This is a genomic window from Flavobacterium sp. XGLA_31 (assembly GCF_051547105.1).
In the GTDB taxonomy this organism is placed as follows: domain Bacteria; phylum Bacteroidota; class Bacteroidia; order Flavobacteriales; family Flavobacteriaceae; genus Flavobacterium.
This window is the reverse complement of sequence record NZ_JBPTTM010000008.1, coordinates 89,156-106,808: the sequence shown is the minus strand read 5'-3', so window position 1 is coordinate 106,808 and position 17,653 is coordinate 89,156. Positions and strand designations below refer to the sequence as shown.

Below are 17,653 nucleotides of genomic sequence, written 5' to 3'. Positions count from 1 at the left end.
CAGAAGACTTTAACCTGATTGGTATGATTTCAAAAGAAAAAGAAGAGGAAGAATTATTAAAGCGGATAAAGGAAATATCCGACTACAAATATGCGCTCGATGAATCCTGTATAATTGCCATTACAAATCAAAAGGGAATCATTACACATGTTAATGATAACTTTTGTAAAATTTCAAAATACAGTAGAGAGGAATTATTAGGAAGTGATCACCGAATTATTAATTCAGGTCATCATCCCAAACCGTTTATCAAAGAACTTTGGACCACCATAGCCAACGGTCGCGTATGGAAAGGAGAATTAAAAAACAGAGCGAAAGACGGAACACCCTATTGGGTAGATACCACTATAGTCCCTTTTTTAAACGAACAAGGTAAACCCTATCAGTATGTTGCCATTCGTTCAGATATTACCGAACGTAAAAAAGGAGAAGAAGAACTTTTAAAAAAAATCAAAGAGATCTCCGATTATAAATATGCCCTAGATGAATCTTCAATAGTAGCTATAACCAATCAAAAAGGAATTATTACACATGTAAACGATAACTTTTGTAAAATATCCAAATACAGCAGGGAAGAACTACTAGGCCAGGATCACCGTATCATTAACTCCAATTATCATTCCAAAGAATATATCCAAGAACTATGGAAAACCATAGCCAACGGAAAAGTATGGAAGGGAGAATTAAAAAACAAAGCAAAAGACGGAACCCCGTATTGGGTAGATACCACCATAGTTCCTTTTCTGAACGAACAAGGAAAACCTTATCAATATGTAGCCATACGCTCTGATATTACCGAGCGCAAAAAAGGGGAAGAAAAAATAGCCAAAATGCTCATCAATGCAGAGCATCAAAACAAACAATTGGTTGATTTTTGCAATATTGTTTCCCACAACTTAAGAGCACCTTTGGTCAATATTTCAATGCTGTTAGACTATACCGAAAGCAGCGATGACGAAGAGGAAAAAGCCGAAGTATTAAGTAAAATTAAACCGGTTGTCAATCATCTTAATGGTATTTTAGATGAATTGGTAGAATCGCTTCAGGTGAGACAAGATTTGGCTATAGAGTCCAGTGAAGTGAATTTACAAGAGACATTGGATAGGGTTTTAATTGGATTTGATACTCAAATTCATGCATACAATACGCAATTAGAAGTCAATTTTGAGGAGGCACCCTCCTTGTTTTATCCCCAACGTTATGCTGACAGCATATTCACCAACATGGTAAGCAATGCACTGAAATACAAATCCCCGGACAGGGATTTAGCACTAAAAATAACATCCCGGCGGGACGAAGGAGGCATCTTATTGTCTATTCAGGATAATGGTTTAGGCATTGATTTAAACCTTCATAAAGACAATATTTTCAAAATCCGTAAAGTCTTTCACAAACATCCGGATGCCCGTGGTTTCGGACTCTTTATGACCAAAACACAAGTAGAAGCTATGGGAGGCAGAATATGGGTGGAAAGCAGTCCGAATGTAGGAACTACTTTTTATATTAAACTTAACAACCAAATCATATGAAAACCATAGAAATTTTAGCCCTGGTAGATGACGACGAAACCTTTGTGTACATCACTAAAAAAATTATTGAGAAAACCAATCGGGTTAAAGAAGTGAAAGTCTTTAATAATGGTTTGGATGCCCTGGAATATCTGAAAGCCAATTTAAATTCAGCATACCTGCTTCCTGAAATTATTTTTCTCGATTTGTCAATGCCGATTATGGACGGTTGGCAATTTCTGGACGAATTTGTCAATATGAACTCTCCTGTTGCACAGAAAATAGTCATCTACATTTGCTCTTCCTCTATATCGCCTTATGACATTACCAGAGCCAAAAGCATCAGCGCTGTTTCTGATTTTATAATCAAACCGGTGACCAAAGACAAATTTACTGAATTGGTCATGAATCTATAGATTCAAAGGAAAAATTCACAATTAAATCTAAATTTCAATAATTAATCTATAATTCAGGTTGTTTATTTTTTTCTAAATCCTAAAAAATAATAGTAAGAAAAATATTATTTTTGCTGTAAAAACATGTCGTTGTTAGTATAATTACTACATTAAAACACAGTTTATTAACATTTTCAATGCAATTGTTAATAAAATTTAGTAGCTTCGTAATACCAATCAGTCTCAAATAACCTGCAATATGAAAAAAGTAGCTACCCTAATTCTTTTTTTCTTTTCCACTTTAATTATCGGCAAAACAAAATATACCGCTTCGGTTGATACGATTTGGTATGATTGCGATTATAAAGTGACTACAAAAGAAAAGGCAGATTTGTATAAAATCAGGCCATACATCATTAAAGACAAGTACATCCATGTCTATTATTTTAAATCGACTAACAAAAATCATCTGATTTCGTACAGTACTGATTTGTATGACACTCAGTTGGACGGAAAAAGAACGTATTATTTTGAAAATGGTAATGTAAATTACGTTATAAACTATAAAAATAATATTAAAGAGGGACCTTATATTGAGTATTATGACAATACAAAAGTATATGTGCAAGGAGAGTTTCGCAAAGACAAAAAAGACGGAACCTTCATTATAAAAAATAAAGACGGTTCGATTTTCGGGAAAGAATATTGGAGTAATGGGGTAAAATTGGACAAACCCGTAAAAACAAAAACTCCGCTGACTAAAGCCGTAGCCAACCGCTAAATAATCAGAAATGAAAAAGGCGATAGGATTAAATAATCGTTGAAGTTTTTAATAAAGTTAATTAATTTAAAACCACTTGTATAAGTGGTTTTTTTTATTGTTTTGCAAACGAAAAAAGGCACGTCATAGCGTGCCTCTGATAATTTAAAACTGGATAACTTTAATATTCTAAAAGCTCCAACAATGTTTGTTCAAAACGTTCTTTAGGCAAATACTGATCTTCCAATGCTTTCACAAACGGTATAGCCGTTTCAAGACTACCTACCCTTCTCACCGGAGCATCAAGATACTCAAAACAATGCTCCATAATCATGGCTGAAATATCACTGGCAATACCGCCAAACAAAGAATCTTCCTGAAGAATAATTACCTTATTGGTTTTTTTGACAGACGCAAAAATAGTTTCGGTATCCAGTGGTTGCAAACTTCTTAAATCAATTACATCAGCACTGATGCCTTCATGTTTAGACAATGTCTCTAAGGCCCAATGAACACCCGCACCAAAAGAAATAACAGTAACCTGATTCCCTTCTTTAACTAAAGAGGCTTTCCCAAACGGAATGGTATAATAATCTGATGGCACATCTTGATAAACCGAACGGTACAATTGTTTGTGCTCAAAATACATTACCGGATTCGGATCATTAATAGCAGTGTTCAATAACCCTTTCGCATCATAAGGAAAAGCCGGATAAACCACTTTCAATCCCGGAGTTTTAGTAAACCAGGCTTCGTTAGTTTGCGAATGAAACGGCCCAGCTTGTGTTCCGCCACCGCAAGGCATACGCACGACCACATCGGCATTTTCCAACCATCTGTAATGTGATTTGGCTAATAAATTTACAATAGGGTTAAAACCTGTCGATACAAAATCAGCAAACTGCATTTCAACCACTGCCTTGTGCCCGTTAATAGACAACCCCATCCCTGCTGAAACTACAGCACTTTCGCAAATTGGTGTATTGCGTACTCTTTCTTTGCCGAATTGCGATACAAAACCATCGGTAATCTTAAAAGCCCCTCCATATTCTGCAATGTCCTGACCCATAATAACAAGGTTGTCATGACGCTCCATAGACTGACGCAATGCGTTAGAAATGGCATCCACCACACGAATATTTTCTACCGAATCTCCCGGACTAACAGCCTCAAAATCGTAAGGTTTGTACATGTCATTCAACTCTTCCTGCAAATCAGCCACCACTTCTGGTTCCGCTTGAGTAATCGCCCAATGCTCATCAATTTCTGCCTTGATGACCGCTTTGAGTTTTTCATCTTCTTCCTCTGAAAGCACACTAATACTCAGAAGATATTCTTTATAATTTGAAATCGGATCCTTAATCGCCCACATGTCCATCAATTCCTGAGGTACATATTTTGTTCCGCTCGCCTCTTCATGCCCGCGCATTCGGAAAGTTTTGAACTCCAAAAGTATTGGTCTCGGATGATCAATCATCGAAGCTTTGAGTTCCGCAATTTTGGTATAAACTTCCAAAATGTTGTTCCCGTCTATAATGTGACTCTCCATACCGTATCCAACACCTCTGTCAGCCAGATTTTCACATCGATATTGTTCATTGGTCGGGGTAGACAAACCATATCCGTTATTTTCAATAACAAACAAAACAGGCAAATCCCAAACCGAAGCAATATTCAGTGCTTCGTGAAAATCCCCTTCACTGGTAGCTCCTTCACCGGTAAAAACCGCAGTAACTTTACCGTTCTTTTTCAGCTTATTCGCCAAAGCAATTCCATCTGCAACACCCATTTGAGGTCCCAGATGCGAAATCATTCCTATAATTTTGAACTCTTGAGTACCAAAATGAAACGAACGGTCACGTCCTTTAGTAAATCCGGTTTTCTTTCCTTGCCATTGTGAAAACAAACGATGCAGCGGAATATCTCTTCCTGTAAATACTCCCAAATTTCGGTGCATCGGCAAAATGTACTCATCCTTATCTAAAGCAGCCGTGATACCTACAGAGATGGCTTCCTGACCAATCCCTGAAAACCATTTGGAAACTTTCCCCTGACGCAACAGGATTAGCATTTTTTCTTCTATGAGCCTGGGCTTAAGCAGTCTTTTATATAAATCTAATAATTGGGTATTAGACAATTCTTTTCTATCGAAATTCATGTTAGTTTGCTGTATTAAAAAGTCGCCCAAAAGTACTAAAAAGTGTTTAGTCTTCAGACAAAGAACTTACAGTTTTTCGTTAAAAGTGATTCTCACCGACAATAAAAAAACCCATAATGAAAAATTCAATATGGGTTGGAATTCTTTAGCGCTGAAAAACACCTAGTGCTTAATAAAGTTTTTATGGTAGTGTACTCCTTCAGATGTGGTCAGGTCCAGTATATAAAAACCGGCAGACAGATTCTCAACATTAATTTGATTTTCATTGAGTTTAACATTCAAACACTGTCCGTTAACATTAATAATGTTTGCATTAATAATGTCAATTTCCGGATAGTCAAGATAAAGAATATTTTTTACCGGATTAGGATAAAGGGTCACATTTTTCGGGCTACTTACCTCATTATTTGACAAAGTAGTGTCTGTAATATTCAACGTATAGGCAATCGTCTGCGGACTTGGCCATGATGAAATTACAATATAATAGGTTTGTCCTGCAGTTACAGCCATATTATTAATGCTTCGGGTTCCGGCTGAGGAACTGCAATTACAAGCATAAGGAGGGGAACCAATGTCCGAACAACTGGTAAAAACAAAAAGACCTGTCCATCCCGGTGAAGAAGGCATCTGTATCGTAACGGTGCCATTGGCTGAGGGAGTATACGAATAAATAACATCATTCCCTCCAAGATAATAATTACCCGAGGTTCCTGCCCCACATGAAATTGGGGTGGCTGTTGGCGGGTCATAATTATCTCCGTAATTGCCCGTATTATCGGTCGTGCTGTAAGGCAATGTTGTAATTACAATAGGGTCGGTACAGAGATTACCCGGCTGTGCCATCATAAAACCGGTGAACAATAAAAAAGTAAAGTAAATTTTTTTCATAGGAATGAGTTTTGGGGGTTAATAGTAATCTCAAAAATACTAAAATCTTATGAATTTCTATTTTTTTTAACGCCCTAAATGCATTATTCTTGCAACTATCACGAAACCGGAAATCCTGCAAATCCGAAAAACACACGCTCCGACAAAAACAAAGCACTGCAATTCAAAAGGCTACACGTCGTTTGCAATGTATAATTCACCATAAAACCTTAGCTGAATCTTGAAATGCCGGTTTTCACCAAACATTTTATGTTATTTCGTAGAAACCATCGCTCAATAAAGAACTTACAAAAAGAGAATACGCAACCTGGGAGCGTGTTGGAGCATCCTGACGGAGTGTTGAACCATGACGATGGAGTGTTAGAGCATGACGACTGAGTGTTGAACCATGACGGCAGAGTGTTGAACCATGACGGTGGAGTGTTGGAACATGACGACTGAGTGTTGAAGCATAACGACTGAGTGTTGGAACATGACGACTGAGTGTTGAAGCATACAGACAGAGTGTTGAAGCATACAGACAGAGTGTTGGAGCATGCACAAAGAGTATTGGAAAAGGATAAAGGAATAAAAACCGTAGAACGCATACTCCACGCAAGACAATGCTCTGGATATTGAATTTAAATCAAAAGCACTCCGAGTGAATGCGATGAAAAAAGAACTTAAAATCCAAAAAGAAAACCGAAGCTTTGTTAATAACTTTGAAAAAATCTAAATAAAAAATCGCTACATTTGTAGTTATGGTTGGCGTTTTTCCAACTTAAGTTATTAACAAAAAGTTTTAGTAGTATGCAACAAATTCCAAGTGTTGACTTACGTGATTTCCTGTCGGATGATCCGGCACGTAAACAAAAATTTGTAAATGAAATCGGAAAAGCTTACGAAGACATCGGCTTCGTGGCACTAAAAGGTCATTTTTTAGATGACAAGTTGGTTGAAGACTTGTACCAAGAGGTACGCAACTTTTTCAACCTCCCATTGGAAACCAAAGCCAAGTATGAAATTCCCGGAATCGGTGGACAGCGCGGTTATGTATCCTTCGGAAAAGAACATGCCAAAGGCCGCTCTGCTGGTGACTTGAAGGAGTTTTGGCATTTCGGACAGTATGTGAGTGAAGGTTCAAAATACGCTCATGAATATCCGGATAATGTAACTGTAACAGAATTACCACACTTCAACGAAGTGGGTAAAGAAGCCTACCGCATGCTGGAGAAAACCGGAGTTTATGTATTAAGAGCGTTAGCGCTTTACATCGGTTTAGATGAATTTTATTTTGATAATTATATCAAAGACGGTAACAGTATCTTAAGACCCATTCACTACCCTCCTATCACTGATGAACCTAAAGATGGCGCAGTTCGTGCGGCAGCTCACGGAGACATCAACTTGATTACATTGTTGATGGGAGCGCAAGGTAAAGGACTGCAAGTACAAAACCACAATGGAGACTGGATTGATGCTATGGCACAACCGGATGAGTTGATGATAAATGTTGGAGATATGTTATCGCGCCATACCAATAATAAATTGAAATCTACTATTCACCAAGTGGTGAATCCGCCAAGAGAATTATGGGGAACTTCCCGTTTTTCTATTCCTTTCTTTATGCATCCCGTAAGCGATATGCCATTGAACTGTTTAGAAAAATGTATCGATGCTGATCATCCGAAAGGATTTGAAGACATTACTGCAGGAGAATATCTTGATGAAAGACTGGTAGAACTGGGACTTAAAAAGTAAAGGTTAATTCAATAATTTTAATAAAGACATTGAGTTTTACACTTGATGTCTTTTTTGATTTTTCAACAATTACAATGGACTTACAGGAACAACTAAAAAAACTTTTTCCGGAGCATCAATCATCAAACGAGCCGGAAGAAAAAGAGGAAGTAAACCATGAACTTTTTATCCAAAAAGAACCCATGATTTGTAAATATGAAAAAAGAAAAGGCAAAGCCACGACCATCATTGAAGGCTATGAAGGTAGTGATGAAGACTTTAAAATATTAGCCAAAGAAATCAAAACAAAACTCAGCGTAGGTGGAACTTTCAAAGAAGGCGCTATCATCATACAAGGGGATTATCGCGACAAAATAATGAAATTGCTTCAGGATAAAGGGTTCAAAACCAAACGGGTTGGCGGTTAATTTCAAACATAAAAAAACAAAACAGAATTCTCATTAAAAAAATACAAGCTCATAAGCATAATATCAAATGATACAATCTTCAGAATTAATCTTAAATCCGGACGGCAGTGTATACCACTTAAACCTAAAACCGGAACATGTTGCTCACGACATTATATTTGTTGGTGACCAAAACAGGGTAGAAAAAATCACGCAATTCTTTGACAGCATTGAATTCTCAACCCAAAAACGCGAATTCAAAACCCAAACCGGATATTTCAAAGGCAAAAAAATGACCGTGATGTCAACCGGTATCGGACCGGATAACATTGACATTGTCATGAACGAATTAGACGCATTGGTGAACATCGATTTAGAAACACGCAAACCAAAACAAAACCTGACATCTCTGAATATTGTCCGCATAGGAACTTCAGGCTCCTTACAAGCCGATATCCCTTGTGACAGTATGGTAATGAGCAAATACGGCTTAGGCTTAGACAATATGCTTCGCTCCTACCTGATTGACGATATTACCGAAACCGCTATGGAGGATGCTTTTATTGCACAAACCAATTGGGATATGAGAAAAGGAAAACCCTATGTGATTTCCTGCTCAGAAACATTAGAAAAAAGGTTGGAGAGCGATAAAATCTTCAAAGGATTTACCGGGACCGCCGGAGGGTTTTACGGACCGCAAGGCCGCGTATTACGACTTGACATTCAGGACCCTGAATTAAACAGCAAAATGGATGCTTTTGAATTTGAAGGCATTAAAATGACCAATCTTGAAATGGAAACAGGAGCCATTTATGGTTTGGGAAAACTATTGGGCCATAACTGTTTGTCGCTAAACGCCATCATTGCCAACCGCGCTACAGGAACCTTCAGCGAAGATCCTTATAAAGCTGTTGACGCCTTGATTGCCTACGCTTTAGACAAATTAGCCGAATAATTTTCAGGAGCTATTTCCCGCTTTTCGTTACAATCTCTTCGAGGATTTTCACTACAATCGGGGCTAAAAAACAACCACATGAAAATACAACTTGAAACCAAAAGACTTCTTTATCGTCCATTGGAACTTTCTGATGCAGACGCCATGTTTGCTATGGACAGCAATCCCAATGTGCACAAATACCTTTGGCAAAAACCATCGTTGGAAATTGAAGAAACGCTAAAAGTAATTGAATACGTGCAAAGCCAATACGAAAGAAACCATATAGGCCGTTTTGCTACCATTCTGAAAGAAACCGGAGAATTCATTGGCTGGACAGGAATTAAGTTTGTACACGATCACACAGAAAACGGAAACACCAATTTCTTTGATTACGGGTATCGTCTGGACGAAAAATTTTGGGGTAAAGGCTATGCAACCGAAGCCACAGCTATGTGGCTTGATTATGGCTTTAACCAAATGAAAATTGAAGTAATGAATGCTTATACACATAGCGAAAACGGAGCGTCCAATCATATCCTGCAAAAATCGGGCATGACTTTTATGGAAAAATATTTAGATCAAGACGGCGCATATTGGCAGTGGTGGCAAATGAACAATCCGAATTTATAATTCATCATGAAAACTATAAAAATTGCCGGAGTGCCGGAACATTTTAACCTCCCTTGGCATTTGTGCATGGAAAACGGAGAGTTTGAATCAGTAGGACTCGACGTTCAGTGGACCGATGTGCCGGAAGGAACCGGAAAAATGTGCCAAATGCTCAAAGAAGGCGAAACAGATTTGGCGGTAATTCTGACCGAAGGAATCGTAAAGGATATTGTCAATGGCAACCCCAGTTCCATACTGCAGGTTTATGTAGAAAGCCCGTTGATATGGGGAATTCACGTAGCTGCCGGTTCAGCTTACAATTCTTTATCTGATTTAGAGCACACCAAAACGGCCATATCCCGTTATGGCTCCGGCTCCCATTTGATGGCCTATGTGAATGCTCAAAATCAAAATTGGAATACCGAAAAACTACAATTTGAAATTGTAAACACTATTGACGGGGCCGTTGACGCTTTGACTAATGGTACAGCCGATTATTTTATGTGGGAACGCTTCATGACTAAACCATTAGTTGATAAAGGAGTTTTTCGGAGAATTGCGGACTGCCCTACTCCGTGGCCTTGTTTTGTAATCGCTGTGCGTAACGAGTTTTTGGAGAACAACAGACAAAGTTTAGCGTTATTATTGGAAATCATCAACAGTACTACAACTGAGTTTAAAGATATTCCAAGTATCGACCGGACTTTAGCCTCCAAGTACTACCAAAAACAGGAAGACATTCGGGAGTGGCTATCCTTGACAAAATGGTCCCAAAAACCCTTGGAAGAAAAAGTGTTAAACAAAATTCAAAATCAATTGTTTGACCTCAAAATTATTGATAAAAAAGGTACTTTTGCTGAACTAGTGAAAGCCGTTTAGCTTTTATTATCAGCACCATGATAAAAATCGGGAATCTTACTTATCAGCAACTTAGAGAAAAGTTCAGGATAAAAAGTCCGTGGGACATGATTATCATTTTTTTGCTGAATATACTGATTACCATCCCCATTTTTATTATTGCACATCACAATTTTATTTCATTCGACTGGCCCATTCACCTCGATCGTATTATTTTATTCGTGATCATTCTCATTGCCATTCAACTCATTTTGAGAGCCATGAGAAGGATAACACTAATTTCGGTAATCCTCTATCTCATTATGCTGGCCTATGGCACACTCTCCGGCAAATACGGATTTGCCAGCGTTTTTGAAGATTATCGCTCAATGATGTATACCATGAATGATGATCCATATCCGCAAGATATTATCATTACGAAATTATTGCCATTCCCGAATAAAGGAAAAATCATCGATGCAGTTGAATATCAAAATCCGAAAATCAGAGACTTTGCCATCATGGCCATCCATAAGCACTTTAAACACATCAAAGGGTTTGATGAAGACTGGACTATACTGCAATCGTTTGCCGTTTTTAAAGAAATTAACAGCCGATGGAATTATGTAAGTGACCCTAAAGGGCATGATTATATTGCTAAAGCCAGTGAATCATTGCGTTATCTCTCGGGCGATTGTGATGATCATTCCGTTTTTATGGCCGCTTGTATTAAGTCCATCGGAGCTACGCCTCGTTTAATTCATACGAAAGGACACATCTATCCGGAAATTTATATAGGGACCAAAAAAGATTTGGAGCGGATGAATTATGTGATAAAGAAAATACTCTTCCCCGAAGAAAGTAAAGGTAAAACCATCCATTATCACATTGACGAACGTGGCAAAATTTGGCTCAACTTAGATTATACAGCCCGTTATCCCGGTGGTCCGTTCATGCATGAGGAAATTCTTGGTGCCTTGACTTTGGATTAATTTCTTCAACCGCATTTCCTTTTCGTAAAAGTTTTATTTAGTATATTCGTTTGAAATTAAAATCTCATTAGATGAAAAAATTATTTAGCCTCATACTGTTCTTTTCATTGGCCTCTCAGGCACAGGAAAACAGCATCATTGCCGGTAAAAAAAATGAATTTCGGGTAGATGTTCTTTCTGCTATCGTTTCGGCAAAGGCCAGTTTGAGTTATGAACGATTTTTAGGCAACGATTTTTCCGCCGGTTTCAACGTAAATTTTTCCAACAGCCAAAAACTAAATGACGATTTTGACAACGGGTATCGTAACAATGTCCCTAAATTCGAATTCAATCCCTATGTCAGATATGCTTTGTCCAAAAGTAAAGCTCGCTATTATTTTGCTGAAATTTTCGGATCCTACAACGGAGGTGACTCTAAAGAAATCATTCGTTTACAAGATGGAAACGGTGTAGGATACTACACCACTTTAAAATCAAAGTATACTGATTTTGCTTTAGGTGGAGCATTAGGTTACAAAATGTATTTTAAAGATTGTATTGCTTTGGAATTCATCGTTGGATTTGGTTCAAACCTGACCAATAAAGACAAAAGCCCGGATGTGATTTCGAGAGTGGGAATTAATTTAGGGTACCGATTTTAATAATTAGACTATGAAAAAACTACAATATATCACGCTAATAGCAATATCGTTATTCATATTCGGTTGCGATACCAATGATGACGGATTTTACAACAACGTATTTGTTGACACAAGTGCCTTGGTTACAATTGACCCTCATTCTTCAAATTATACTGTTAATGAAGATTTGTATGTTACTGTTAATATTCCGCGTTTGATTACTGAGGTGGGACAAACCAACCCTTTAGATGTTTTTCAAACCACGGGCGCAACTGAATTTACCTTTTCTTATGTAATTGAAAAGCAAATTGATGCACTGAATTGGGAAGTGGTTCATGTAAACGACAATCAATTGCATATTGAAAAAGGCAATGCACAAAACGATGGTGTTTACATTTTTGGTGTTTGTGAATACAATACCACAAATGAAACCTATGAATACCGAGTGGGATTCCCTTTGTTGAATGCCGGAACCTACCGAATGAGTTTTGGTTACAACAGTGACTCTGTCAACAGTGTTGAACTACGCTCCGAAAGCCCTAACACCCGATTAGTCCTAAACATCAATTCAGCCATGACGGGACTTGACAACGGCGGATATTATAATTTTGTTGTGAATTAAAAAATCACCTTTGACCAAAAAAACAAAAATCCATTGTACTTGCAATGGATTTTGGTTACCAACTAATCTCTTCTTTACCAATGCTTTTAAGATAAGTATTCGTTTTACTAAAGTGGCGATTCCCAAACCACAATCCCCTATTGGCACTCAACGGAGAAGGATGACCGGTTTCTAAAATATGGTGGTTATTGCGGTCGATTTTAGCACCTTTCTTTTTGGCAAATCCTCCCCAAAGCAAGAAGACTACGTTTTGTTTCTCATTTGATATTTTTTCGATGACTGCATCTGTAAAAGTTTCCCATCCTTGATTTTGATGACTGCCGGCTTCACTTTCTCTGACAGTTAAAGTAGCATTGAGCAATAAAACGCCTTGATCTGCCCAGCGTTCTAAATTTCCGGTTTTTGGAAAAGGTTTATTCAAATCGGTTTCAATTTCTTTAAAAATATTGATTAAAGAAGGCGGAAAAGGAATCCCGTCATTTACCGAAAAACACAATCCGTTGGCTTGTCCGAAACCGTGATATGGATCTTGTCCGATAATCACCACCTTTAGCTTTTCAAACGGACAATGATCAAATGCTGAAAAAATCTGACTCCCTTTTGGATAACATTTTCGGGTGGCATATTCGTTTTTTACAAAGGTGGTCAATCGTTCAAAATAAGGCTTTTCAAATTCAGCAGAAAGCTTGTCATACCAAGAAGGATGTATTTTAATAAGCATAACATAAAATTTTATCAAAAATACTGTTTTCTGTTGCAATATGGATTCTATCCTTTGTAACTTTGAGGCAAAGACAATGATTTAATGATTTCGATTACTGATAAAACCCTACAGGATTTAGAATTTAAGACCGTTTTACAAACCATTTCAGAGCGATGTACCACTGAAATCGGAAAACAAAAAGCGGGAGAAATTGTTCCATTTAAAGACAAGGAAACTTTGATGAAAGCCTTGTTGCAGACCTCTGAATATTTATCTTCTTTCACTAATAATAATGCGTTACCCAATCACGGATTTGACAATCTGACAAATGATTTGAAGTTTCTGGCAATAGAAGACAGTTTTCTGGAGGTGGGAAGTTTCCGGAAAATAGCCACGCTTTCTGAAACAGTAAATGTATTGTTGTTGTTTCTTAAAAAATTTCAAGACTATTATCCCACTTTAAATGAAAGAGCATCACAAGTTGAATACACTAAATTCATCATCCAAAAAATTGATGAAATTGTTGACAAGTATGGTGAAATCAAAGACAATGCATCACCCGAGTTAGCAGATATTCGGCGTGAGATGAACTTGGTTCGAGGGAAAGTCAATCAAAGTTTCGGGCAAGCGTTGAGTCAGTATAACTCGCTTGGCTATTTAGATGAAATCAAAGAGAGTATTGTAGATAACCGAAGGGTTTTAGCTGTATTAGCCATGTACCGCAGAAAAGTAAAAGGTTCCATTTTGGGCAGTTCCAAAACAGGAAGCATTGCCTATATTGAGCCCGAAGCTACCTTGCGTTACTCGAGAGAACTTAGCAATTTGGAATATGAAGAGCGAGAGGAAATCACCAAGATACTCAAAAGATTATCAAATATCATACGTCCTTATTTTGAGCTTTTAATGCAATATCAGGAATTCTTAAGCGATGTGGATGTTATAGCAGCTAAAGCCAAATATGCCTATAAAATCAATGCTGTTTTACCGAATATTACTGAAGAAAAACGACTGTATTTCAGGGAAGCCTTCCATCCTATTTTGTTTCTAAGCAATTTGGAGAAAAAAGAAAAAACCTTTCCGCAAACAATCGAACTACACAATCAAAGTAGAATTATAGTGATTTCGGGACCCAATGCCGGTGGTAAAACCATTTCACTAAAAACGGTCGGACTGTTACAACTCATGTTACAGTGCGGTATTTTAATTCCGGTTCATGAAAGAAGCGAAACGTTTTTATTTGACCGCATCCTAACTGACATTGGCGACAACCAATCGATTGAAAATCATTTGAGCACCTATAGCTACCGTTTGAAGAACATGAATTATTTCTTGAAAAAATGCAATGCCAAAACACTCTTTCTGATTGATGAGTTCGGAACAGGTTCAGACCCTGAACTGGGTGGAGCTTTGGCTGAAACATTTTTAGAAGAATTTTATCATCGGGAAGCTTTTGGGATTATCACAACTCATTATTCCAATTTAAAAATTTTAGCCAATGAACTACCGTTTGCTTCAAATGCAAACATGCTCTTTGATGAAAAATCATTAGAGCCCATGTACAAATTGGTATTAGGTCAAGCGGGAAGTTCTTTTACGTTTGAAGTAGCACAGAAAAACGGAATTCCCTATGGCTTGATTAATCGTGCCAAGAAGAAAATAGAAGGCGGTAAAGTACGTTTTGACAAAACCATTGCCACATTACAAAAAGAGCGCTCCAAACTGGAGAAAACATCCTTAAATCTCAAAGAAGAGGAAAGCAAGGCACGAGAAGAAAGTAAAAAGATGGAAACCATCAATTCTAAAATTCAGGAGAAGCTGGAACGCTATCAGGAGTTGTATGATGCCAATCAGCGTTTAATTTATATCGGACAAAAAATGGACGATCTTTCTGAAAAATATTTTAACAATAAAGACAAGAAAGCTTTAATTGGAGAATTCCTGAAAATGGTTGAAATTGAAAATTCGAAACGTAAAAAAGCAACGGTTAAAGAGAAAAAAGAAAAGAAAATCATTCAAAAGAAAGTGATTGAAGAGGTCAAGGTCAAAGTAGAGGAAATAAGAAAAGTAAAAAAAGAAAAGAAAATAAAAGCACAAAAAGCCGAAGCAGAAAAACCGAAAGTAATTTTGAAAATTGGTGACCGTGTCCGAATGATAGAAGGAAAATCCGTTGGAACCATAGACAAAATCGAGAAAAACAAAGCGATTGTTAACTATGGTGTTTTCACTTCAAAAGTAAATCTGGAAGAGTTGGAATTTGTTCAGGCAAAATAAACAAAATGGAAATTGAAGACATTCCTAAAGACAAAAAAATAATACTGTTTGACGGAGTCTGCAATCTGTGCAATACATCTGTGCAATTGATTATCAAGCGCGACAAAAAAGATATTTTCAGGTTTGTTCCGTTACAATCCGACTTGGGCCATAAAATAACAACTCATATCGGTATTTCTGAACTGAATATTGATTCCTTGGTTCTCTATGAACCCGCAAAAGCCTATTATTTAAAAACAGAAGCTGTAATCCGAATACTAAGTGAATTGCATTATTACTTTAAAATACTAAGAATCCTATTGTTGCTCCCAAAATTTATTTCCAATTGGCTTTATGATTATGTTGCCAAAAACCGTTATAACTGGTATGGGAAAAAAGAGTCTTGCATGATTCCGGCGCCTGACTCGGCAACGAAATTTCTCGCATGACAATTATCATACAAAATGTGGTTTAATCAAAGTAGCTTTGAGTAAACTTTAATATTTTCACTATGACTTTTTTAAACATTGCTGCCTATTCATGGGGGAATGGGGCTTTCATTATGATTGGTGTTTTTGCATTGGTAATTATAGCCCTTGTGAGTACGATTCTTTTAATGATGAATAGTAAGAACAAAAAAAACGACTAAGTTTCCTTAGTCGTTTTTCTATTTTAAAGAATCTTATAAATTATTCTTTAACAATTTTCTTAACTGCTGTTCCTTGGTCTGTTTTGATTTTCATCATGTAGATTCCAGTTGCTAAATCAGCAATAGAAACTTGACCATTAGTAGCATTTACATTAAGAGATTTAACAACTCTTCCGTTCAAATCTGTCATTTCAACTGAGTTAATAGTAGCATTAACATCATTAGAAATATTTACAAGGTTTGAAGATGGGTTAGGATATACTCTTAATTTAGATGAGATAAAGCTGTTAGTAGATAATACAGAAGAAATATCTAAAGTATCTATAAACATGTAGGTTTGAGTAGCACCCGCTACTGAATTATTATGGAAACCAAAATAATAAACTCCATCAGCAGGAGCTGTAAATTCAGCTGTCTGATCAGTATAAGCTGTATCATCACTAGTAGCGATTGAATTTAAAACTGTAGTTTGAGCTGTAGTTGATTGCGCATCACCAACAGTCACATCCAATGTCATTTCAGAAACTGCATCCGGATCCGGAGCCCATAATCTGGTTTTGAAATTAATAGTCACTACTTCACCGGCAGCTAAAGATATTGCTCTTGAATAACCCCATTTGTCTGAGTCAGCAGTTGTACTGTTAAAAGTATACAAAAAGTTACCTGTATCACCATCACCGTAAATTGGAGGTGTAGCAGTATCGTCTGTAGAAGTTCTGGAGAAACCGATAAAACCATCTGTATAGTTATTATCTGCATTTTCGAAATCATTAGAATACGGAAGCGTTACAGCTAAGTACCCATAATAAGGACCTTGCCAAGCACTTTGCGTAGCTCCACAGTTAGATCTAACAAAATATCTGAAGTTTAAAGACTCCGGTAAACCTGAGATATCACCTTGAGTGTAAGTTGTTGTACCGGCAGGTACATTTACAATCGTTCCTGTTCCTTCAGCATCTGTAAAGTTTGTACTCCAATCGATATCGTATGAAGCCGGTGAACCAATTGCATTATTCCAATACAAACTGGCACTTGTAGTTGTGTAACTATCCGGACGATAAAAATCTAAAGCACCCGGTCTGATACATGAAGCTGCTGTAAACGTAAATTGGAATGTAAATGAGGTAGATGCCCAGTAATTATCCCACTCAATAAAATAAGTAGTACCTGCAGCAACAGGAACAGTAACAGTAGATCTGTAGTTGTCAACACCTGGTGTTGCATCAACATCATCATTGTAATCCACACAAGTCATACCAGTACAAGCAGTAGTTGTACCTGCTTTTAAAATTGACAACCTTGTGTCAGTTGTTGCAATAGGGTTAGCCGCTAAATCAGAAGTAACTGTAATTTCTCCATTAGCAGTTGGGGTATATTTCCACCATCTGGCTTTGATTGCTGCTCCAGTAGAAGTAGTAGTACCACCCAAACAAGGATTTGAATAAGTACCATTTACAGTACCAGCAGTAAAAGTTCCATTTGCAGTAATATTAACTGCTGTAGCACAACTACCTTGTGCAAAGGCACCACTGCCTACAGCAAATAATAAACATGAAAGTAAAAGTTTTTTCATAAATTTTCGTTAATTAAAGTTTTTAT

The 17,653-nt window shown here is 37.2% G+C and carries 18 protein-coding genes; 14 read left to right on the top strand and 4 right to left on the bottom strand.

The genetic code is table 11. The annotated features are described in order from the left end of the window. The first annotated feature begins 23 nt into the window (after nucleotides 1–23). The 3 genes from ACSVH6_RS12625 to ACSVH6_RS12615 all read left to right on the top strand — a co-directional run bounded on the left by ACSVH6_RS12625 (nucleotide 24) and on the right by ACSVH6_RS12615 (nucleotide 2,684). Nucleotides 24–1,529: a PAS domain-containing sensor histidine kinase gene (locus ACSVH6_RS12625; RefSeq protein WP_438079045.1), complete on the top strand. Its 1,506-nt coding sequence runs from the start codon at nucleotides 24–26 to the stop codon at nucleotides 1,527–1,529. Next, a complete protein-coding gene (locus ACSVH6_RS12620) occupies nucleotides 1,526–1,924 on the top strand; it encodes a response regulator (protein ID WP_438079043.1) in 399 nt (132 codons plus the stop codon). Before ACSVH6_RS12625 ends, ACSVH6_RS12620 begins: the two co-directional genes overlap by 4 nt. Before the next feature lie 238 nt (nucleotides 1,925–2,162). Further along, entirely contained in the window at nucleotides 2,163–2,684 is a 522-nt protein-coding gene (locus ACSVH6_RS12615; RefSeq protein WP_438079041.1) for a toxin-antitoxin system YwqK family antitoxin, read from the top strand. A 160-nt stretch (nucleotides 2,685–2,844) separates the two neighbouring features. Here ACSVH6_RS12615 and ACSVH6_RS12610 read toward each other — a convergent pair whose 3' ends face one another. Next, nucleotides 2,845–4,821, bottom strand: coding sequence for an alpha-ketoacid dehydrogenase subunit alpha/beta (locus ACSVH6_RS12610; RefSeq protein WP_438079039.1), 1,977 nt, complete (start codon nucleotides 4,819–4,821; stop codon nucleotides 2,845–2,847). A gap of 162 nt (nucleotides 4,822–4,983) precedes the next feature. Then, nucleotides 4,984–5,709, bottom strand: coding sequence for a T9SS type A sorting domain-containing protein (locus tag ACSVH6_RS12605; protein ID WP_438079037.1), 726 nt, complete (start codon nucleotides 5,707–5,709; stop codon nucleotides 4,984–4,986). Between the two features lie 789 nt (nucleotides 5,710–6,498). Here ACSVH6_RS12605 and ACSVH6_RS12600 point away from each other — a divergent pair. The 8 genes from ACSVH6_RS12600 (at nucleotide 6,499) to ACSVH6_RS12565 (ending at nucleotide 12,452) form a co-directional block, all read left to right on the top strand. Next, entirely contained in the window at nucleotides 6,499–7,449 is a 951-nt protein-coding gene (locus ACSVH6_RS12600; protein WP_438079035.1) for an isopenicillin N synthase family dioxygenase, read from the top strand. Nucleotides 7,450–7,523: 74 nt separating this feature from the next. Then, complete coding sequence (locus ACSVH6_RS12595) at nucleotides 7,524–7,856, top strand: translation initiation factor (RefSeq protein ID WP_438079033.1); 333 nt, start codon at nucleotides 7,524–7,526, stop codon at nucleotides 7,854–7,856. 67 nt (nucleotides 7,857–7,923) lie between these two features. Continuing rightward, complete coding sequence (locus ACSVH6_RS12590) at nucleotides 7,924–8,790, top strand: nucleoside phosphorylase (RefSeq protein WP_438079031.1); 867 nt, start codon at nucleotides 7,924–7,926, stop codon at nucleotides 8,788–8,790. 78 nt (nucleotides 8,791–8,868) lie between these two features. Next, nucleotides 8,869–9,402 (top strand): GNAT family N-acetyltransferase, encoded by a 534-nt coding sequence (locus tag ACSVH6_RS12585; RefSeq protein WP_438079029.1) that lies wholly within the window; start codon nucleotides 8,869–8,871, stop codon nucleotides 9,400–9,402. Nucleotides 9,403–9,408: 6 nt separating this feature from the next. Next, on the top strand, nucleotides 9,409–10,260 hold the full coding sequence (locus ACSVH6_RS12580) for a substrate-binding domain-containing protein (protein ID WP_438079027.1): 852 nt from the start codon (nucleotides 9,409–9,411) through the stop codon (nucleotides 10,258–10,260). Between the two features lie 17 nt (nucleotides 10,261–10,277). Continuing rightward, entirely contained in the window at nucleotides 10,278–11,210 is a 933-nt protein-coding gene (locus ACSVH6_RS12575; protein WP_438079025.1) for a transglutaminase, read from the top strand. A gap of 71 nt (nucleotides 11,211–11,281) precedes the next feature. After that, on the top strand, nucleotides 11,282–11,851 hold the full coding sequence (locus ACSVH6_RS12570; RefSeq protein ID WP_438079023.1) for a hypothetical protein: 570 nt from the start codon (nucleotides 11,282–11,284) through the stop codon (nucleotides 11,849–11,851). A gap of 10 nt (nucleotides 11,852–11,861) precedes the next feature. After that, nucleotides 11,862–12,452: a hypothetical protein gene (locus tag ACSVH6_RS12565; protein WP_438079021.1), complete on the top strand. Its 591-nt coding sequence runs from the start codon at nucleotides 11,862–11,864 to the stop codon at nucleotides 12,450–12,452. 55 nt (nucleotides 12,453–12,507) lie between these two features. Here ACSVH6_RS12565 and ACSVH6_RS12560 read toward each other — a convergent pair whose 3' ends face one another. Continuing rightward, on the bottom strand, nucleotides 12,508–13,173 hold the full coding sequence (locus tag ACSVH6_RS12560) for a uracil-DNA glycosylase (RefSeq protein ID WP_438079019.1): 666 nt from the start codon (nucleotides 13,171–13,173) through the stop codon (nucleotides 12,508–12,510). Between the two features lie 84 nt (nucleotides 13,174–13,257). Between ACSVH6_RS12560 and ACSVH6_RS12555 the strand changes: the two genes are divergently transcribed. The 3 genes from ACSVH6_RS12555 (at nucleotide 13,258) to ACSVH6_RS12545 (ending at nucleotide 16,054) form a co-directional block, all read left to right on the top strand. Then, nucleotides 13,258–15,426: an endonuclease MutS2 gene (locus ACSVH6_RS12555; protein ID WP_438079017.1), complete on the top strand. Its 2,169-nt coding sequence runs from the start codon at nucleotides 13,258–13,260 to the stop codon at nucleotides 15,424–15,426. 5 nt (nucleotides 15,427–15,431) lie between these two features. Continuing rightward, entirely contained in the window at nucleotides 15,432–15,854 is a 423-nt protein-coding gene (locus ACSVH6_RS12550) for a thiol-disulfide oxidoreductase DCC family protein (protein ID WP_438079016.1), read from the top strand. Between the two features lie 62 nt (nucleotides 15,855–15,916). Then, the gene (locus ACSVH6_RS12545; RefSeq protein ID WP_438079014.1) at nucleotides 15,917–16,054 is read left to right on the top strand and encodes a hypothetical protein; all 138 of its coding nucleotides are present in this window, start codon (nucleotides 15,917–15,919) and stop codon (nucleotides 16,052–16,054) included. Between the two features lie 40 nt (nucleotides 16,055–16,094). Here the strand turns inward: ACSVH6_RS12545 and ACSVH6_RS12540 are convergent, their stop codons facing one another. Continuing rightward, complete coding sequence (locus ACSVH6_RS12540; RefSeq protein ID WP_438079012.1) at nucleotides 16,095–17,627, bottom strand: T9SS type A sorting domain-containing protein; 1,533 nt, start codon at nucleotides 17,625–17,627, stop codon at nucleotides 16,095–16,097. Nucleotides 17,628–17,653 lie beyond the last annotated feature (26 nt).